The sequence below is a fragment of the Pseudomonas sp. UBA6699 genome, from assembly GCF_002454615.1.
GTDB lineage: Bacteria > Pseudomonadota > Gammaproteobacteria > Pseudomonadales > Pseudomonadaceae > Aquipseudomonas > Aquipseudomonas juntendi.
The window spans coordinates 60,581-78,640 of sequence record NZ_DKJF01000060.1 but is presented as its reverse complement, the minus strand read 5'-3'; the positions used below and the strand labels follow the sequence as shown (position 1 = coordinate 78,640).

Annotated in this window: 17 protein-coding genes; 9 read left to right on the top strand and 8 right to left on the bottom strand. The window is 63.3% G+C overall.

Annotation, left to right across the window (positions count from 1 at the left end):
- Window positions 1-62 precede the first annotated feature (62 nt).
- Complete coding sequence (locus B3361_RS12175; RefSeq protein ID WP_054903904.1) at window positions 63-1,931, bottom strand: DUF4105 domain-containing protein; 1,869 nt, start codon at window positions 1,929-1,931, stop codon at window positions 63-65.
- A gap of 69 nt (window positions 1,932-2,000) precedes the next feature.
- Entirely contained in the window at window positions 2,001-2,489 is a 489-nt protein-coding gene (locus B3361_RS12170) for a DUF3015 domain-containing protein (RefSeq protein ID WP_009686097.1), read from the bottom strand.
- Between the two features lie 260 nt (window positions 2,490-2,749).
- Here B3361_RS12170 and B3361_RS12165 point away from each other — a divergent pair, with 260 nt between their 5' ends.
- From B3361_RS12165 to B3361_RS12150, 4 genes are all read left to right on the top strand, one after another.
- Entirely contained in the window at window positions 2,750-5,188 is a 2,439-nt protein-coding gene (locus B3361_RS12165; protein ID WP_154211140.1) for a Lon protease family protein, read from the top strand.
- 162 nt (window positions 5,189-5,350) lie between these two features.
- The gene (locus tag B3361_RS12160) at window positions 5,351-5,689 is read left to right on the top strand and encodes a hypothetical protein (RefSeq protein ID WP_009686099.1); all 339 of its coding nucleotides are present in this window, start codon (window positions 5,351-5,353) and stop codon (window positions 5,687-5,689) included.
- Window positions 5,690-5,835: 146 nt separating this feature from the next.
- Window positions 5,836-6,324, top strand: coding sequence for a TIGR00645 family protein (locus B3361_RS12155; protein ID WP_003247486.1), 489 nt, complete (start codon window positions 5,836-5,838; stop codon window positions 6,322-6,324).
- A gap of 127 nt (window positions 6,325-6,451) precedes the next feature.
- The gene (locus tag B3361_RS12150) at window positions 6,452-7,069 is read left to right on the top strand and encodes an FKBP-type peptidyl-prolyl cis-trans isomerase (RefSeq protein WP_009686101.1); all 618 of its coding nucleotides are present in this window, start codon (window positions 6,452-6,454) and stop codon (window positions 7,067-7,069) included.
- 113 nt (window positions 7,070-7,182) lie between these two features.
- Here the strand turns inward: B3361_RS12150 and B3361_RS12145 are convergent, their stop codons facing one another.
- From B3361_RS12145 to B3361_RS12135, 3 genes are all read right to left on the bottom strand, one after another.
- A complete protein-coding gene (locus B3361_RS12145; protein WP_054903906.1) occupies window positions 7,183-7,428 on the bottom strand; it encodes a hypothetical protein in 246 nt (81 codons plus the stop codon).
- A gap of 83 nt (window positions 7,429-7,511) precedes the next feature.
- Window positions 7,512-7,853 (bottom strand): zinc ribbon domain-containing protein YjdM, encoded by a 342-nt coding sequence (locus B3361_RS12140; RefSeq protein ID WP_009686103.1) that lies wholly within the window; start codon window positions 7,851-7,853, stop codon window positions 7,512-7,514.
- A 167-nt stretch (window positions 7,854-8,020) separates the two neighbouring features.
- Window positions 8,021-8,989, bottom strand: a complete 969-nt coding sequence (locus tag B3361_RS12135; protein ID WP_029884883.1) for a polyprenyl synthetase family protein — start codon at window positions 8,987-8,989, stop codon at window positions 8,021-8,023.
- Between the two features lie 244 nt (window positions 8,990-9,233).
- Between B3361_RS12135 and rplU the strand changes: the two genes are divergently transcribed.
- The 5 genes from rplU (at window position 9,234) to B3361_RS12110 (ending at window position 12,929) form a co-directional block, all read left to right on the top strand.
- Entirely contained in the window at window positions 9,234-9,548 is a 315-nt protein-coding gene (gene rplU, locus B3361_RS12130) for a 50S ribosomal protein L21 (protein ID WP_003247466.1), read from the top strand.
- Between the two features lie 38 nt (window positions 9,549-9,586).
- The gene (gene rpmA, locus B3361_RS12125; protein ID WP_003247464.1) at window positions 9,587-9,844 is read left to right on the top strand and encodes a 50S ribosomal protein L27; all 258 of its coding nucleotides are present in this window, start codon (window positions 9,587-9,589) and stop codon (window positions 9,842-9,844) included.
- Window positions 9,845-10,032: 188 nt separating this feature from the next.
- Complete coding sequence (gene cgtA / locus B3361_RS12120; RefSeq protein ID WP_029884881.1) at window positions 10,033-11,259, top strand: Obg family GTPase CgtA; 1,227 nt, start codon at window positions 10,033-10,035, stop codon at window positions 11,257-11,259.
- Window positions 11,260-11,344: 85 nt separating this feature from the next.
- Window positions 11,345-12,463: a glutamate 5-kinase gene (gene proB, locus B3361_RS12115; RefSeq protein WP_009686107.1), complete on the top strand. Its 1,119-nt coding sequence runs from the start codon at window positions 11,345-11,347 to the stop codon at window positions 12,461-12,463.
- Window positions 12,464-12,485: 22 nt separating this feature from the next.
- On the top strand, window positions 12,486-12,929 hold the full coding sequence (locus tag B3361_RS12110; protein ID WP_161892746.1) for a CreA family protein: 444 nt from the start codon (window positions 12,486-12,488) through the stop codon (window positions 12,927-12,929).
- 134 nt (window positions 12,930-13,063) lie between these two features.
- Here the strand turns inward: B3361_RS12110 and mksF are convergent, their stop codons facing one another.
- Genes mksF through mksB form a run of 3 tightly spaced genes read right to left on the bottom strand, consistent with a single transcriptional unit; the run spans window position 13,064 to window position 17,878 of the window.
- On the bottom strand, window positions 13,064-15,895 hold the full coding sequence (gene mksF / locus B3361_RS12105) for an Mks condensin complex protein MksF (RefSeq protein ID WP_286920232.1): 2,832 nt from the start codon (window positions 15,893-15,895) through the stop codon (window positions 13,064-13,066).
- Window positions 15,892-16,599 (bottom strand): Mks condensin complex protein MksE, encoded by a 708-nt coding sequence (gene mksE, locus B3361_RS12100; RefSeq protein ID WP_054903909.1) that lies wholly within the window; start codon window positions 16,597-16,599, stop codon window positions 15,892-15,894. The genes mksF and mksE overlap by 4 nt, the downstream gene beginning before the upstream one ends.
- Window positions 16,589-17,878: an Mks condensin complex protein MksB gene (gene mksB / locus B3361_RS12095; protein ID WP_009686111.1), complete on the bottom strand. Its 1,290-nt coding sequence runs from the start codon at window positions 17,876-17,878 to the stop codon at window positions 16,589-16,591. Before mksB ends, mksE begins: the two co-directional genes overlap by 11 nt.
- Window positions 17,879-18,060 lie beyond the last annotated feature (182 nt).

The window sequence follows — 18,060 nt, the reverse complement described above, 5'->3', positions numbered from 1 at the left end:
TCAAAACAGTGTCAAAGAGTTGGTTGGGCCACACTGTTGCCTGTGCAGGCAACCCGCAATCTTCAGTAGTGGTACCACTTCAGCTCCAGCATCACCTCATTCTGCGCAGTGGCCAGGTGGCTGAACTCACGCGAAGCACTCAACCTCACCCCCAGGTTCTGGCTGATTTCCCATTGCTGGTTCAGGCTCAGGCTGCGACGTACTTCGCCATTGGTGAAGTAATCACCTTTGGCCTCCAGGGTCATGTTGCCCAGCCCGTTGCGCCACAGCAGCCCGCCATTGAACCCCGCGGCCGGGGCAATGAATTCGGCGAAGTCGTTGTGGCGTTCGACCCGCACCGTGCCCAGGGCAAAACCGAGCAAGCCATCGGCCAGTTGCCAGGTGCCGCCGGCGCCACCATTCACATGGCTTACCAGCACCTCGTCATCATGCTTGCCGGGTACCCGCTCCAGGCCGCCAGCCACTTGCCATGACCAAGGCTTGAGCAAGGCGTTGCGTGGGGTCAGCGAGCGGATGGTGGCCAAGTCCAGGCGTTGTACCTGCCAGTCGTTGCCTTCGTACTGGCGCACCTTCAATTGCAGGATTTCGATCTGGGCGCCCAGCGGGAAGCCATAGGCGTTGTCGTTCAGGTCGTGGTAGGCCATGCGCAGGCCATACTCGGCGTAGGCACGGTCCTCGCGGGTGCCCACCCCCAGTTGCCAGGTCCGTGAGTCATGGCCGTCTTCGGGCAGGCCGGGGCGCTCTACCTGCAGCGGCGGGGGCGGGTTGCCGTTGATCGCCCGCAGCAGTTCGAAGCTGCGCTTGGCTTGGCCCGGGTCACGCTCCTGACCGTTGGCACGGTAGCGCTCGAGGCGATAGGCGGCGTCCTGCACCAGCGCCTGGCGCTCGCGGGGCAGCGCCTTGAACGCAGGGCTCTGCAGTTGCGCGGTGTCGGCGCTGACCGCCAGCACCTGTTGCTTTTCGTTGTGGTCCAGCGGCTCGGCGCGGGCCAGCAGCTCACGTTCGCGCGAAGGGCGGTAGGTTTCGCTGGCGACCAGGCCGGACTGCTTCACGGCCTTGACCGTGTCGGTGGGGATAGCGGTCAGCGGAAACTGCGATGTCAGGTCCAGGCTTGGGCGGGCCACCTGCAGCAGTTCCAGCAGGCGGTACGAGCAGTTTTCGTCGAAGAAGAAGTAATCGAACTGAATCTGCTTCAGTTCCCACACATGCTCGACCATGCGCCCGGTTTCCTGTGGGGTCAGGTCCAGCTGGTATTCCCACAGGTCGCGGTTTTCCAGGCTGCGGTATTCGGAGAGCTTCTCTTGGTAGGGCATCAGCGCGAACAGCCCCGGGTAGCCGCCCATCAGGCCTTTCCAGGCATACAGGATGCTGTTGTCGCTGCCTTCGATGTAGGCGCCGAAGTTGATCGCGTAGCTCAGCAGCGTGGTGTCGTCGCTGCGGGTAGTGGACTGGTCGATGCGCAGCAGGGTGTGGCCGAACATCGACGAGGGGCTGTTCAGGTAGGCCGCCGGGAAAATCAGCGCGGCGCTGTGCGGGTCGACCGATTTGTACCAGGTGTTGAACGCCTGGCAGTCCGGTTGTGGCAAGCCTTGCAAATTCAGCTGCTCACGCAGCCAGCGGGTGCGTGCGGGGAATACGCACTGGGCATGTTTGTCGCCGAGGCTGGCCGGGGCGTACAGGGCTTGCACCGTGGCTTGCAGCTCCTGGTCGGGGTGGTGCGCACCGTCTTTGGCCAGGAAGAACGCGTCATCGTCCACATAGCTGCGCCAGCCGCCGAGCTTGGCGGTTTCGTAATGACCCAAGGCAATCCAGTAGGGGGTATTGGCCAGTTGCTGGAGGCGGCCTTGATCCAGCACAGGGGCGGCGTGAACAGGGGCGGCGTGAACAGGGGCGCAGACACACAGCGCGAGGGCAGCGAAGCGTTTGAGCATATCGGGCAACTACTTCTGAACGATGCCGAAAAAGGCGAAACCCGCCCCCGAAGGGGCGGGAGCTGCAGCTTAGGCCTCGGTAGCGTATTTGGCCAGGCGTGGGTCGCCCTTCAGTACAGCGAGGGTGTTGCTGTGGACAGTTTCAGCGGTGACGTCGGCGCTGCTGAAGATCTGGTTGAAGTGCTGGTGGGTGACCGAGTTGAAGTAGCCACGGTCTTCCGGGGCCACGCCGAGTACCACGGCATAGGTGGTCAGTGCTTCACCTTGGCCCATGGCCATGTCTTCGGAAAGCTCGTTCATCATGCCGTTCATGGCGAACCAGGACTTGCCGCCGTAGGTCAGCGAAGCCTTGGTCGAGCAGCCGTTGGTGCCGGAGGTCATACCGAAGGTGGCGTTACCAGAGGTGCCGTTGGTGGTGGAAGCCAGGAAGTGAGCCGGCGTGCCGCGCTGGCCCTCGAACAGCATGTTGCCCCAGCCGCAGTTCGGGCCGCCTGGCGCTTCTGCCATGGCGTTGAGCGAGACCACGGTGAACAGAGTACCCAGAAGAATCCGTTTCATAGCTTTTTTCTCTTTGTCATAACCAAGGGTCAGGGTTTCTGGCAACTCGGTTGCCAGGTCGGGAAAGCATTTCACCCACCCGCGCAGCTTGGAGTTTAGGCACGATCTAAAGGTTGCGTTGTTGATTGCGAAAAATTTGCTGTTCGAATACCTGCTCTGGCGGTGAGGTGCGGCGATATAAAGTCCCCTGGAGCCTTGCAAGGCGCGCGCGGGCAGCGCCAGAATGCTGCGTATCTGCCCCGCCGAAGTAAGGAAACCCAATGCCCGATCCTGTCGCTGCGCGCCTGCGTCTTGCGCCTGAAGCCCTGACCCGGCGTTTCTCACCCGAGCAGTTTGCCTTTACCAATACCGACGATCTGGAGCCGTTTCGCGGAGTCCTGGGCCAGGAACGTGCTGTCGAGGCCCTGCAGTTCGGCGTGGCCATGCCACGCCCTGGTTACAACGTGTACGTGATGGGCGAGCCCGGCACCGGGCGTTTCTCGTTCGTCAAACGCTACCTCAAGGCCGAAGGCAAACGCCAGCAGACCCCGGCCGACTGGGTATACGTCAACCACTTCGACGACACCCGCGAGCCGCGGGCACTGGAGCTGCCGTCCGGCACCGCCACCGAGTTCATCGCCGACATGGGCGGGCTGATCGACAACCTGCTGGCCACCTTCCCGGCGGTGTTCGAGCACCCGTCGTACCAGCAGAAGAAGGGCGCCATCGACCGCGCCTTCAACCAGCGCTATGACCGTGCCCTGGATGTGATCGAGCGGGCGTCGCTGGAGAAGGACGTGGCCTTGTACCGCGACTCCAGCAACGTCGCCTTTACCCCCATGGCCGATGGCAAGGCGCTGGACGAAGCGGAATTCGCCCAGTTGCCGGAAGAGGTGCGCGAGCAGTTCCACGAAGACATCGCCCAGCTCGAGGAGCAGCTGAACGAGGAGTTGGCCAGCCTGCCGCAGTGGAAGCGCGAGTCGAACAACCAGTTGCGCCAGCTGAACGAAGAAACCATCACCCTGGCCTTGCAACCGCTGCTGGCGCCGCTTTCGGAAAAGTACGCCGAGAACGCCGCGGTCTGCGCCTACCTGCAATCGGTGCAATTGAACCTGCTGCGCACCGTGGTCGAGCAACTGGTCGATGACAGCAAGACCGACGCCGTTGCTCGCAAGCTGCTGGAAGAGCAATACGCGCCAAGCCTGGTCGTGGGCCACTACGCCAACGGTGGCGCACCGGTGGTGTTCGAGCCGCATCCGACCTACGACAACCTGTTTGGCCGCATCGAATACAGCACCGACCAGGGCGCGCTGTATACCTCGTATCGCCAGTTGCGCCCGGGGGCGCTGCACCGGGCCAATGGCGGCTTCCTGATCCTCGAAGCCGAGAAGATGCTGGGCGAACCGTTCGTGTGGGACGCGCTCAAGCGTGCGCTGCAATCGCGCAAGCTGAAAATGGAATCGCCGATCGGTGAGCTGGGCCGGGTGGCTACTGTCAGCCTGCAGCCGCAGATGATCCCGCTCAATGTCAAGCTGGTGATCATCGGCTCGCGGCAGCTGTACTACGCACTGCAGGACCACGACTCTGACTTCCAGGAGATGTTCCGCGTGCTGGTCGACTTCGACGAAGACATGCCCATGGTCGACGAGAACCTGGAGCAATTCGCCCAGCTGTTGCGCACCCGCACCAACGAAGAAGGCATGGCGCCGCTGACCAGCGATGCGGTGGCGCGCCTGGCCACGTTCAGCGCACGCCTGGCGGAGAACCAGTCGCGCTTGTCGGCCCGTATCGGCGACCTGTTCCAGCTGGTCAGCGAAGCCGACTTCATCCGCCAGCTGGCCGGTGACGAAATGACTGACGCCGGCCATATCGAGCGGGCGCTCAAGGCCAAGGCCACTCGTACCGGCCGGGTATCGCAGCGGGTACTGGACGACATGCTTGCCGGCATCATCCTGATCGACACTGAGGGTGCGGCGATTGGCAAGTGCAACGGGCTGACGGTGCTGGAAGTCGGCGATTCGGCGTTCGGCATGCCGGCACGTATTTCGGCCACGGTTTACCCGGGCGGCAGCGGTATCGTCGACATCGAGCGAGAGGTCAACCTGGGCCAGCCGATCCACTCCAAGGGGGTGATGATCCTCACCGGTTACCTGGGCAGCCGCTACGCCCAGGAATTCCCGTTGGCGATTTCCGCGAGTATCGCCCTGGAGCAGTCCTACGGCTATGTCGACGGTGACAGCGCCTCGCTGGGCGAGGCGTGCACGCTGATCTCGGCCTTGTCGCGTACACCGCTCAAGCAGTGCTTCGCCATTACTGGCTCGATCAACCAGTTTGGTGAAGTGCAGGCCGTGGGTGGGGTGAACGAGAAAATCGAGGGCTTCTTCCGCCTGTGCGAAGCGCGTGGCCTGACGGGCGAGCAGGGAGTCATCATCCCGCGTGCCAACGTGGCTACCCTGATGCTCGACGAGCGTGTGTTGCAGGCTGTGGAAAACGGCATGTTCCACGTCTACGCCGTCAGCCAGGCCGACGAGGCGCTCAGCCTGCTGGTAGGTGAAGAGGCCGGGGTGCTGGATGACAAGGGCCAGTTCACCGAGGGCAGTGTCAACGCCCGGGTGGTGGAACGCCTGCGGGAAATCGCCGAGATGATCAGTGAGGAGGAGATCGAAAGGGCGGAAAAGGAGCGCCTTGAGGAAGTCATCGCCCAGGCCAAGCCCGCCTGAGTCAATAAACCGGCGCTGGCGGCCATGTGCTACCGTTCAGCGCCGGTTTTCCAACTTTCTGTTTTCCTCTTCTATGCTGGAACTTAAGGAAGGAACAGCGTTCAGGATGGAAACAGCCTGAGGGTTTCAGGCTGAACAAGGCTCATTGGAGGGGACGCGGCCATGCGCAACCTCAGCCTCACACGCCAGTGCCTGGGCCTGGTGACCCGCATCGAATGCAGCATCCGCCCATTGGCCGGCGACACCGGCATGTGGACCTTGCTGTTCGCCGCCGGCATGGCCGGTGAACAACCCTCTGCAATCAAGGCCCAGGGGCCGTTCCATGGGCCAATGGTGGCCGAGTCGGTGCTGCATGCCATCGTCGACAGCCTGACCCTGCACGGGTACCAAGTGGCAGAAGACCCGCAGATCTGGTGTTTGCACCTGCAGGCGCAGCTGCGCCGGATCAACGGCGAGCGCTGCCGGAACCTGGGGGACTACCAGTTCCATCCGGAGACCTGAGCGAGCGCTAGGGCCGCTTTGCGGGCCGATCGCGACGCAAGGCCGCCCTACAGGGGGTCGTGGTCGCCTGGATCGGGCTTTTGCTGCAACAGGTGGCTGGCTATACTCGCCGTCGCTTTTTAGTCACCTGATGAGTCCCGAACTTCATGGAACGTATCCTCGAAAACGCGATGTATGCCTCGCGCTGGCTGCTCGCCCCGATCTACTTCGGCCTGTCACTCGGCCTGCTGGCCCTGGCGCTGAAATTTTTCCAGGAAGTGGTCCACGTCCTGCCCAACGTCTTCGCCCTCAGTGAAGCCGACCTGATCCTGGTGATCCTGTCGCTGATCGACATGTCGCTGGTGGGCGGCCTGCTGGTGATGGTGATGATTTCCGGCTACGAGAACTTCGTCTCGCAACTGGACATCGACGAAAGCAAGGAAAAGCTCAACTGGCTGGGCAAAATGGACTCTTCGTCGCTGAAGATGAAGGTGGCCGCATCGATCGTGGCCATTTCGTCCATTCACCTGCTGCGCGTGTTCATGGACGCACAGAACATCTCCACCGACTACCTGATGTGGTACGTGATCATTCACATGACCTTCGTGGTTTCGGCGTTCTGCATGGGCTACCTGGACAAGCTGACCAAGCACTGAGTCGTACAGGGCTGTTCGCGCGCGCAGCCTTTGGCCTGGTAGCTGCTCGCGGCGGCCCAGTGTGCTAGGCTGCTCGCCCTTTTCATCAAGGGCGCGGCTGCACTGCGCCCTGCAGTGGAGCACGACAATGTCCGAACTCAACCTGTCCACCGACGAAACCCGCGTCAGCTACGGCATTGGCCGTCAGCTGGGCGGCCAGCTGCGCGACAACCCACCACCAGGCGTCAGCCTGGAAGCGATCCTGGCCGGCCTGACCGACGCTTTCAACGGCGCCGACAGCCGCGTCAGCGAAGCCGACCTGTCGGCCAGCTTCAAGGTCATCCGCGAAGTGATGCAAGCCGAAGCGGCGGCCAAGGCCGAAGCCGCTGCTGCCGCGGGCAAGGAATTCCTGGTCGAGAACGCCAAGCGTGACGGCATCACTACCCTGGCTTCCGGTCTGCAGTTCGAAGTGCTGACTGCCGGCGACGGCGCCAAGCCAAGCCGTGAAGACAACGTGCGCACGCACTACCACGGCACCCTGATCGACGGCACTGTGTTCGACAGCTCCTACGAGCGTGGCCAGCCGGCTGAATTCCCGGTCGGCGGCGTGATCGCTGGCTGGACCGAAGCCCTGCAGCTGATGAACGCAGGCAGCAAATGGCGCCTGTACGTGCCGAGCGAGCTGGCTTACGGCGCCCAAGGCGTGGGCAGCATCCCGCCGCACAGCGTGCTGGTGTTCGACGTCGAGCTGCTCGACGTTCTGTAAGATCGCCGGGGCCGCTTTGCGGCCCATTCGCGGGCTCGCCCGCTCCCACAGGTGTCGCGTTAGCAGTACTTGTGGGAGCTGGCTTGCCAGCGATGAGGCCGGCGCTGCCAACCTCAATTCCAATCCGTTCCCGTAGGGCGCAACGCCCGCGCATAGCAGAACAGAAACAGATTGCGCACCAGCTCCTTCAATACCCCCGGTTCACTCGAATTCAACCCGCTCATGTCCAGGTCGCCCTGGTCACGCAGTTCGTCGAGGGCTTCTGCTTCGAGTACCGCGCACACCTCGCCGGTTTCCCGATGAAGAATGCGCAGGTAGGGGTGAGGGCGGTCCAGCCAGGCGTCGATCAGATAAGTCATGGCTACTCTCCTTGGAAATCGATTCCAATGAGAATAATTCTTATTATCAGAATAGCAAGCGCCAATTGGCGGAATTCATGTAATCAGACTTTGCGAACGAACTCGGACTTCAGCTTCATGGCGCCGATGCCGTCGATCTTGCAGTCGATGTCGTGGTCGCCATCGCACAGGCGGATGTTCTTGACCTTGGTGCCGACCTTGACCACCAGGGATGAACCCTTGACCTTCAGGTCCTTGATCACGGTGACGGTGTCGCCATCCTGCAGGATGTTGCCGACCGAATCCTTTTTCACCACCTCGTCGCTGGCAGCCTCGGCATCGCCGCTGGCCGACCACTCGTGGGCGCATTCAGGGCAGATCAGCTGAGTGCCATCCTCATAGGTGTATTCGGAATTGCATTTCGGGCAGGGTGGCAGAGTGCTCACTTCGGTTCCTCAAACAAACAGACGGGCGGTAGAAAGCCCGCATTGTAAAAGGTATTTTTCCAGAAGGGATTATGTCCGGACAAAAGCAACCGCGGGCTTGCCCGCTCCCACAGTGTTGGTATCAACCTGTGGAAGCGGGCAAGCCCGCGAAGAAGCGGCTCGGTCTGTCAGTGCGTGCGCGCGACTGCAAACTCGCTCAGCTCAACCAGCGCATCGCGGTACTCGCTGGCTGGCAGCACCTCAAGGCACGCAATGGCGCGCTTCACGTAATCACGAGCCAGCTCTGCGGTGTACTGCAGCGCACCCGATTCCTCGACTGCCACGCGAATCTGCTCGAGGTCTTCCAGGCCGCCCTTCTGAATGGCCTGGCGCACCAGCGCAGCCTGTTCGGCAGTGCCTTCGCGCATGGTATAGATCAGCGGCAGGGTAGGCTTGCCTTCGGCCAGGTCGTCGCCAACGTTCTTGCCCAGCGTCTGCGAGTCGCCCTTGTAGTCCAGCAGGTCGTCGACCAGCTGGAAGGCCACGCCCAGGTGGTCGCCGAAGGTTCGCAGGGCTTCGCGCTGCGCGTCCGTGGCTTCGGCCAGCGCCGCGGCGCTGTGGGTGGAGGCTTCGAACAGCATGGCCGTCTTGCCCCGGATGACCTCCATGTAGACTTCCTCGGTGGTGCTGGCGTCGCGTACCCGCGACAGCTGCAGCACCTCACCCTCGGCGATCACCCGGGTGGCCTTGGACAGGATCTGCATGACCGGCATCGAGCCCAGCTCGACCATCATTTCGAACGAGCGCGAATAAAGGAAGTCACCCACCAGCACGCTCGGCGCGTTACCCCACAGGGCATTGGCGGTGGAGCGGCCGCGGCGCATGCCGGACATGTCGACCACATCGTCGTGCAGCAGGGTGGCGGTGTGCAGGAACTCGATGGTGGCAGCCAGCAGGCGCAGGTCGTCGCCTTCACGGCCCAGGGCCTTGCCACACAGCAGGACCAGCAGGGGGCGCAGGCGCTTGCCGCCGGCGGACGTGATATAGTCGCCGATCTTCGATACCAGCGGCACGCGCGAGGTCAGCTGCTTCTTGATGATCTCGTCGACGGCGCTGAAATCATCAGCTACCGCGCGGTAGAAGGTTTGGGGTTGCATCGGCTGCTCCAGTGAGGTTGCGCGGCATGCTAGGTCGCAGGTCCCGGTGTGTCAAGGCGCGGTGCCAGCTGGCCGGGGGCGGCACTTGCAAGCAAAACCGTGGTTGCGTACAATCGCGCACCCTAACTTCCTGGGCAGCACCTGCCTTACGCAATTGCGCCGGGCCGTTCCAGCCCTGTGCAGCCATGCCAGCCAATACTCATCATATAAAGCGCTGGGTGAGCAGGATTATCGGAGAAATACCATGTCTTACGCAGTAATCGTTACCGGCGGCAAGCAGTACAAAGTCGCTGAAGGTGAATTCCTCAAGATCGAAAAACTGGAAGTCGCCACTGGCGAATCCGTGACTTTCGATCGCGTCCTGCTGGTCGCCAACGGTGAAGAAGTCACCATCGGTGCTCCAGTTGTTGCTGGCGCTAAAGTAGTGGCCGAAGTCGTTTCGCAAGGCCGCCACGACAAGGTTCGCATCATCAAGTTCCGTCGTCGTAAGCACCACATGAAGCGTATGGGCCACCGCCAGTGGTTCACCGAGATCAAAATCACCGGTATCCAGGCTTAATCCCCTAGATCCCCTGAATTTATTTGGAGAATTGAACCATGGCTCACAAGAAGGCTGGTGGTAGTACTCGTAACGGTCGCGACTCAGAATCGAAACGCCTTGGCGTGAAGATGTATGGCGGCCAGGTTATCAAGCCAGGCAACATCATCGTCCGTCAGCGCGGCACCGAATTCCACGCTGGCTACGGCGTTGGCATGGGCAAGGACCACACCTTGTTCGCCAAGATCGAAGGCGTGATCAAGTTCGAGAAGAAAGGCGAGTTCATGCGCCGTTACGTGAGCATCGTCGCCGCTTAATCGCGACGTCGCTCCAGAAGCCCCGTCATGCGACGGGGCTTTTTCGTTTGTGGTGAGCCTCTTGCAAAGCTGTTTGTCTGGGTTGCCGGCGTTGGTTTCTACGGTCGTACGGGGCCGCCGCGCTCATTTTTGCAAGAGCCTCATGTTTTTGAGTCATTCAGCTCGTCTGCCGACGAGAGGCGGTTTTAATGAAGTTTGTTGACGAAGTATCTATTCGGGTCAAGGCCGGTGACGGCGGCAACGGTTGCATGAGCTTCCGTCGCGAGAAGTTCATCGAGAACGGTGGCCCCAATGGCGGGGATGGCGGTGACGGCGGCTCGGTGTACATGGTTGCCGACGAAAACCTGAACACCCTGGTCGACTACCGCTACACCCGTCACCACGAAGCCCAGCGCGGCGCCAACGGCGGCAGCACCGACTGCACCGGCAAGAAGGGTGAAGACCTGTTCCTGCGTGTGCCGGTCGGTACTACCGTGATCGATGCTTCCACCCAGGAAGTGATCGGTGACCTGGTCACCCCGGGGCAGAAACTGATGGTCGCCCAAGGCGGCTGGCACGGCCTGGGGAACACGCGCTTCAAGTCCAGTACCAACCGGGCACCGCGCCAGACCACCCCAGGCAAGCCGGGTGAGCAGCGTGACCTGAAGATGGAAATGAAGGTGTTGGCCGACGTGGGCCTGCTGGGCCTGCCAAACGCCGGCAAAAGCACCTTCATTCGCTCGGTTTCGGCCGCCAAGCCGAAAGTGGCCGATTACCCGTTCACCACCCTGGTGCCGAACCTGGGTGTGGTCAGCGTCGACCGCTGGAAGAGCTTCGTCATCGCCGACATCCCCGGCCTGATCGAAGGTGCTTCCGATGGCGCCGGCCTGGGTATCCGCTTCCTCAAGCACCTGGCCCGCACCCGCGTGCTGCTGCACCTGGTGGACATCGCGCCGCTGGACGAGAGCAGCCCTGCCGACGCAGCCGAAGTGATCGTCAACGAGCTGACCCGCTTCAGCCCGTCGCTGGCCGAGCGTGAGCGCTGGCTGGTGCTGAACAAGGCCGACATGGTCATGGACGACGAGCGCGACGCGCGCGTGCAGGAAGTGGTCGAGCGCCTGCAGTGGGACGGTCCGGTCTACGTGATTTCGGCCATCTCCAAGCAGGGCACTGAAAAGCTCAGCCACGACCTGATGCGCTACCTCGAAGACCGCGCCGACCGCCTGGCCAACGACCCGGCCTACGCCGAAGAGCTGGCCGACCTCGACCAGCGCATCGAAGACGAAGCCCGTGCCCAGCTGCAGGCCCTGGACGACGCCCGCACCCTGCGTCGCACCGGCGTCAAGAGCGTGCACGACATCGGCGACGATGACGGTTGGGACGATGACTTCGAGGACGACGAAGACGGCCCGGAAATCATTTACGTGCGCGACTGACCGGTTGCAGTACACTAAACGCCGCTCTCTGGAGCGGCGTTTTTGTATCCACGGTATCTACAGATTCGACATAGGTTGGAAGAAGATGCGAAGCAAGGTGACGGGCGCCAAGCGCTGGGTCGTGAAGATTGGCAGTGCTCTGCTGACCGCCGATGGCAAGGGCCTCGACCGCGGGGCCATGGCCGTTTGGGTCGAGCAGATGGTCGCGCTGCGTGAGGCGGGCGTGGAGTTGGTACTGGTGTCCTCCGGGGCCGTTGCTGCCGGCATGAGCCAGCTGGGCTGGACCTCGCGACCGAGCGCGATGAACGAGCTGCAGGCCGCTGCGTCGATCGGCCAGATGCGCCTGGTGCAGGCCTGGGAGTCGAGCTTCGGCGAGCACGGCAAGCACACCGCGCAGATCCTGCTGACCCATGACGACCTGTCCGACCGCAAGCGTTACCTGAACGCCCGCAGCACCCTGCGTACCCTGGTCGACCTGGGTGTGGTGCCCGTCATCAACGAAAACGACACCGTGGTCACCGACGAAATCCGTTTCGGCGACAACGATACCCTGGCGGCGCTGGTGGCCAACCTGGTCGAGGCCGACCTGTTGGTGATCCTTACCGACCGTGATGGCATGTTCGACGCCGACCCGCGCAACAACCCCGAGGCCCAGCTGATCTACGAAGCCCGTGCCGACGACCCGGCGCTGGATGCCGTGGCCGGCGGCACCGGTGGCGCGCTGGGCCGTGGCGGCATGCAGACCAAGCTGCGCGCCGCGCGCCTGGCGGCCCGCTCGGGTGCCCACACCATCATCATCGGTGGCCGCATCGAGCGCGTGCTCGACCGCCTGAAGGCTGGCGAGCGTCTGGGGACCTTGCTGTCACCCGAGCGCGGCATGCTCGCGGCGCGCAAGCAGTGGCTGGCTGGGCACTTGCAAACCCGTGGCACCCTGGTGCTGGATGCCGGTGCCGTGCAGGCGCTGCGCCAGGCCAACAAGAGCCTGCTGCCGGTGGGCGTGAAAACCGTGCAGGGCAGTTTCCGCCGTGGCGAGATGGTGGTGTGCGTCGGCCCGGACGGTGCAGAGGTCGCCCGTGGCCTGGCCAACTACAGCGCCCTGGAGGCGCAGAAGATCATTGGCCAGCCTTCGGATGCCATCGAGAGCACCTTGGGCTACATTGCGGAGCCAGAACTGGTGCACCGCGACAACCTGGTTCTGGTCTGAGGGTTTGGCTGTGTTGAGAAGGATGATTGCCGTTGCCGCGTTGGCCTTGCCCATGCTGGCCGGGGCTGAGGAAATCGGCCAGGTGTCCACCGTGTTCAAGTTCCTTGGGCCGAACGACCGCATCGTGGTGGAAGCCTTCGACGACCCCAAGGTCGAAGGTGTGACTTGCTACCTGTCGCGGGCCAAGACGGGCGGGGTGAAAGGCGGGCTGGGCCTTGCCGAAGATCGGGCGGAGGCCTCCATCGCCTGCCGCCAGGTCGGGCCGATCAGCTTCAAGGGTGAGCTCAAGGATGGCGAGGAGGTGTTCAAGGAGCGCACCTCGCTGGTGTTCAAGACCATGCAGGTGGTGCGCTTCCTCGACAAGAAGCGCAATACCCTGGTGTACCTGGTGTACAGCGACCGCATCGTCGAGGGCAGCCCACAGAATGCGGTGACGGCGATTCCGATCTTGCCTTGGGCGCAGTGATCGCCTGATAGATGGCCGGGAGGCCTTTGGCCTCCATCGCGACGCAAGGCCGCTCCCACAAAGGTCCTGCATATGCCGGTCAATGTGGGAGCGGCCTTGTGTCGCGAAAGGGCCGCAAAGCGGCCCCAGGTTCCTCAGGCCAACTCTTCGGCCTGATCCTCACGCACAACCGCTTTCACCTTATCCAAGCGGCTGATGAACTTCCAGTCCGCCTCGTCGATGTAGATGCCATTCGGCCCGCTGCCACCTTCCAGGTCGATCGCCACACGTGCCGATACCTGGGGCTTCACGCTCGCCAGAATCGGCACGAAGCCCAGCTGCAGGCTGGTTTCCAGCAGTGCCGCCTGGTTGCGCTCGTCGATGTCGGCCGCTTCGTCCAGGTAGTACGGCAGGCGAATACGGCCGGCCAGGTCGCGGTCCATCAGGTGCAGCAACAGGTACATGTTGGTCAACGCCTTGATGGTCATGGTGGTGCCGTTGGACGCCGCACCATCGATGTCGGCATGGATGACCGGCTGGCCGTTGACCTTGGTGATCTCGAACGCCAGCTCGAACAGGTCCTTCAAACCCAGTTGGTTGTGGTTGGCCGCCACCAGGCGCGCCAGGTACTCCTTGGCCTCTTCGTTCTTGTTGTCCTGCTCGGCGCTCTGGGTCAGGTCGAATACCGACAGGGTTTCGCCTTCCTCGTACTGGCCGGCACTGTGGATGATCTGGTCGATATGCTTGAGCGCTTCCTTGTTCGGCGCCAGCACCACGCGGAAGCTTTCCAGGTTGGATACCTGGCGCTTGTTGATCTCGCGGTTGAACAGCGCCAGCTGGTGCTCGAGGCTGTCGTAGTCGCTGCGGATGTTGCGCAGGGTGCGGGCGATGTCGGTCACCGCCGCGCGGCGCGCCTTGGCCAGGGTCAGGGCTTCGTCGGTGCGGTGCGCATAGGCGTTCACCAGCAATTGCAGGCGGCGCTCCATGTCGTCTTCACTGTCGAACTTGGCCACGCCTTTCAGGCGCACCTGGGCATACAGTGCCTCGATCTGGTTATCGACGCGCTGCAGGCTCTGCCAGCTGTCCTGGTAGTCGTTGAGCAGCGGCAGCAGGTTGTCCATCGAATCGTCGATGGCTTCCATGAAAGGCGTACCGTAGGGCAGGTCGGCCGGCAGCAGTTGGCGGCGGCGCAGGGCGTCTTCCAGGGTGCGCTGCTTGGACTCGAGGTCGGCGAGCTGGCGGCCGACCAGTTGCAGCTTGGCCGACAGTTGCTGGACGCGTTCGGTGAACGCGTCGCTGGAGCGCTTGAGCTCGTCCTGGGCGGCTTCCAGTTGCGACAGTTGCTCGAGTTTTTCCGGCTCTTCGGCCGCGAGGGTCTGGCTGCGGCGGTAGTCTTCCAGGGCCTTCTGGGCGTCCAGCACTTCCTGATACAGGGTTTCGGTCTGGGCTTTGGAGGCCGAGCGGTCGGCGGCTACGGCCTGCTGGGTCTTGAGCTGTTTCAGCTCTTTCTCCAGGCGCTCTTTCTGGTCGCGCAGGGCGGCGCGGTCGGCCAGGGCCTGCAGGGCCGGCGGGTCGATGTTGGTCAGGTCGATGGCCAGGCCCGGCGCCTCGAAGCGCTCGCCCTTGAAGCCGTCGAGCACCGCTTCCAGCGATTTTACCCACAGGTCGCTGTCGTCCAGCTCGATGCCGCGCTCGCCCAGTGGCAGGCTGAACAGCGCACCGTTGAACAGGCGCATCAGGCGGTCGACGTCCTGCTGCGAGAACTCTTCGCGCAGGCGTGCATAGCTGTTGTTGTCGGCATGGTCGAGCTGCTGCTTGACCTGCTTCAGGCGCTTTTCCAGGTCGCGCACACGCTCGTCGAGGTCTTCGGCGCTGAACTGCCGCGACTGGGCCAGGGCACCGGCCAGTTCGTCGTGCGCGTCCTTGGCTGCCAGCAGTTGCTGCTCCAGCACCTTCACGTCCTCGACCAGCGCAAAGCGGTGCTTGAGGACCGACAGCTCACCCAGCCAGCGCTGGATACCGGTGATTTCGCGCTCCAGGCGCATCAGCTCCTGGGTGCCGCCGCGCTGGTCGTTCTGCAGGCGGTCCTGCTCGCCACGGTAGTGCTCGGCCTGGATCACCAGCTCTTCCTTGCGCGCCATGGCGTATTCCTGCCAGGTGCCCAGCAAGGTGTCGAGCACCGGGGAAATGCGGTGCAGCTTGCCGCGCAGGATGTCACGCTGGGCCACGCCGCCCGCCAGCGCCTCGACCAGCGGGCCGGCCGCGACCAGGGCGTTGTAGTCCTGTTCCATGCGGCGTACGTCGCGGAAGGCCTCTTCGCAGGCGGCGATGTAGTCGACACTGCCCGAGCGCAGGCTGTGCTCGAAGGCATCGAGGAACAGTTGCTTGAGCTTGGCCGCAGTGATTTCGCGCATGTGCAGCAGGTTGATGAACAGTGCGCGGAAGGTTTTCAGGCTTTGCTCGCTGGTGGAGCGCAGCGGGATCATGGTCAGGTCCAGCGGAACCGACGTGTGGCCGCCGACCAGCAGCCGGCGCAGCTCGTCGGGCTTGACCTCGTAAGCCTTTATGCCCAGGCGCTCGAGGTTGGTGAAGAGCTCTTTCTGGCGCAGGCAGGTGTCGTTCTTCTGGTAGTGGGCCAGGTCCAGTTCGCCCTTGTAGGCGAAGAACTGGTGACCGAAACCACCGCCCGGCCCGCGGCCGACCACGCCAATCACGTGGGGGCCATGGGGCAGGCTCAGTTCGCAGAGAATGTACGAGGTGTCGCTGGCAAAGTAGAAGCGGCGCGACTGCTCGAGGCTGTACTTGCCGAAGCTCATGTCTGACATGCGTGCCAGGATCGGGAACTGCAGCGCGTTGATCGACGCCGATTTGCCCAGGTTGTTGGCGCCGTAGACCGACAGCGGGTGCTCCAGCGGGAACAGGCCAAGGCTGTAGCCTGCAGTGTTGAGCAGTGCAAAGCGGCGGATGCCGTAGCGTTCCTGGCTCATGCGTCAATCTCCTGTTGCTCTTCGCGGATGGCCCGGGCCAGGGCGTCCTCTTCGCTTTCCTCGCCGTCGAACGGCGTGAGGTCCAGCGGGTCGTCGGTGCGGTTGAGTTCCTCGGGGCTTTCTTCCTCGACCAATACCGGGGTCGGCAGCGGCAGGTCGCTGTGCAGCGTGGCGGCCAGGTCGCGGTCCTGCTGCACCGACAGGCACACGTCGAGGAAACGGTGCATGGGCGGCAGGAAGCGGTAGATGCCGCCTTCTTCGTGGGCGAAGCCCAGCTGGGTCATGCGCCGCAGGATCTTCTCTTCAAGCTCGTCGACGGTCTGCACCTCGGCCTGCAGGAACAGGTCGCGGTACTTGTCCAGCAGCGATGGCAGCTCGTCGCGGCCGATACTGCCGCCGTCCAGCACTGCCATGGGGTCGCGGCCCTGGTCCGCCAGGTGCTCGACCAGGATGAAGGTGAACAGCGACAGGCGTTGCGCGGTCTTGTTGACCTGCGCGGCGGTCATGTCCGGGACGAAGTAGTAGAAACCACGGGTGTCGCACACCAGCTCGAAGCCCAGGGCCTTGAACAGGGTGCGGTATTGGTCCTGGAAGTTCGACAGCTGAGCATACAGCTCGGGGTCGCGACGGCTGATGTGGAAGCCTTTGAACAGCTCGCGGAAGATCGGCGCGAGCTGGGCTAGTTCGGAAAGATCAAGATGCATGGGCTGGGCTCGCGTTGGGGTCGGTAGGCGCGCTGTTGGCGTCTTCGCGGCTGGAGGTCAGGGCGAACGAGCGCAGGCTGACCAAGTGTTCCTGGGTGGTGTACTCGCGCCGGTCCAGGCGTTCGCGCTTGAAGCGCTTTTCCCGCGACAGGCGCGAGAACCAGTACAGCAACTCGTCGGTGGCGCCTTCGGGCTCCTGCTCCAGCAGCCACACCATCAGGTCGGGCAGGGGCAGCGCCTGTTCGCAACGTTCGGCCATTTCCTTGACCGTGCGTGGGGCGCGGGGCAGGGCACCGGACTGCGTCTTGTGGGCCTTGGGGAAGCGCGCCGGCTTGGGCTCGAAGCGGGCCAGGGCGTACACGTAGGCTTCGACCTGGCTGGCACTGCCGAGGAAGGTGCTTTGCGGGCGGGTGAACATCGGCATGGCCGCTTGCGGCACGGCATCCAGGCCCTTGCGCCGGATCACCGACAGGGCCAGTGCGGCGCCACGGGTCACGGCGTTGTGCCGACGGGCTTCTTCGCGCAGCGGCAACAGCAGTTCGCGGGCGTGGCGCAGGGTGAGCTGAGCGTTGGTCTGCATCTCCAGGATGCGCGCATGGGTGCGCAGCAGCATGTCGTCATCGACCAGGTGGCCCAGGCGCGCCTGTTCGCCCAGCAGCTTGAGCAGCACGGTCTCGACCTTGCGCACGCCTTGCTCGAAGGCGCCGTCGGCGTTGACCAGCTGGATCATCGGCTCGACGTACTCGTCCCAGGTGGCCAGGACCTCGGCATAGCGCTGGCGCAGCGGGATCTGGCGGTTGCTGGTCTTGGCCCGTTCGGCCACCGCCACCAGCGCCTGCTCGTCGTTGTCGAGCTTTTTGAGCACATCGCGCACGCGCATGTCGAGCAGGCGCAGCTGGCGCGCCAGGTCGTCGCTGTCGCGGTTGTCGAAGGCGTCCTGGATGTGCCCGGCAAGGCGTTCCAGGTGGCGCAGGTAGGCTTCGATCTCCAGGCACAGGCCCAGCCGGTGCTCGCGGCGCAGGTAGGCGAGAAAGTCGTGTATCTGCGCATTGAGCTCGAAACGGTTCGGGCTTTTGGCCACCGGGACCAGGATGTCCAGGCGGATCCACACGTCGAGCAGCTGGGTGATGTCCTGCGGGGTGCTTTCTACTTGCTGGCGGGCCACATGCTGGCGCAGCTCGACCAGGCTCAGGGTGCCCTGGTCGAAACGCTCGCACAGCGGCTCGATCAGGGCCCAGTGTTCGGCTAGGGCGCGCAGGACGCGCTTGGGTTCGATCATTGGCTTCGACTCGTTGCCAAGAAAAAGGGGCGATTGTACTGCATCCGGGGGGCAGGGTTTCACCCCTTGGTCTGTAATGGGGGATAACCTCATGTCATATGGGTGTATGGCGTGGTTTTTGTGGTGGCAGTGAGATCGAGCGCCGCCCGCGCGGCGCATCGCGGCGCAAGGCCGCTCCTACA

Coding starts and splice junctions, on each gene's coding strand:
- B3361_RS12175 (WP_054903904.1), bottom strand. CDS start 1,931: ATGCTCAAACGCTTCGCTGCCCTCGCGCTGTGTGTCTGCGCCCCTGTT.
- B3361_RS12170 (WP_009686097.1), bottom strand. CDS start 2,489: ATGAAACGGATTCTTCTGGGTACTCTGTTCACCGTGGTCTCGCTCAAC.
- B3361_RS12165 (WP_154211140.1), top strand. CDS start 2,750: ATGCCCGATCCTGTCGCTGCGCGCCTGCGTCTTGCGCCTGAAGCCCTG.
- B3361_RS12160 (WP_009686099.1), top strand. CDS start 5,351: ATGCGCAACCTCAGCCTCACACGCCAGTGCCTGGGCCTGGTGACCCGC.
- B3361_RS12155 (WP_003247486.1), top strand. CDS start 5,836: ATGGAACGTATCCTCGAAAACGCGATGTATGCCTCGCGCTGGCTGCTC.
- B3361_RS12150 (WP_009686101.1), top strand. CDS start 6,452: ATGTCCGAACTCAACCTGTCCACCGACGAAACCCGCGTCAGCTACGGC.
- B3361_RS12145 (WP_054903906.1), bottom strand. CDS start 7,428: ATGACTTATCTGATCGACGCCTGGCTGGACCGCCCTCACCCCTACCTG.
- B3361_RS12135 (WP_029884883.1), bottom strand. CDS start 8,989: ATGCAACCCCAAACCTTCTACCGCGCGGTAGCTGATGATTTCAGCGCC.
- rplU (WP_003247466.1), top strand. CDS start 9,234: ATGTCTTACGCAGTAATCGTTACCGGCGGCAAGCAGTACAAAGTCGCT.
- rpmA (WP_003247464.1), top strand. CDS start 9,587: ATGGCTCACAAGAAGGCTGGTGGTAGTACTCGTAACGGTCGCGACTCA.
- cgtA (WP_029884881.1), top strand. CDS start 10,033: ATGAAGTTTGTTGACGAAGTATCTATTCGGGTCAAGGCCGGTGACGGC.
- proB (WP_009686107.1), top strand. CDS start 11,345: ATGCGAAGCAAGGTGACGGGCGCCAAGCGCTGGGTCGTGAAGATTGGC.
- B3361_RS12110 (WP_161892746.1), top strand. CDS start 12,486: ATGATTGCCGTTGCCGCGTTGGCCTTGCCCATGCTGGCCGGGGCTGAG.
- mksF (WP_286920232.1), bottom strand. CDS start 15,895: ATGAGCCAGGAACGCTACGGCATCCGCCGCTTTGCACTGCTCAACACT.
- mksE (WP_054903909.1), bottom strand. CDS start 16,599: ATGCATCTTGATCTTTCCGAACTAGCCCAGCTCGCGCCGATCTTCCGC.
- mksB (WP_009686111.1), bottom strand. CDS start 17,878: ATGATCGAACCCAAGCGCGTCCTGCGCGCCCTAGCCGAACACTGGGCC.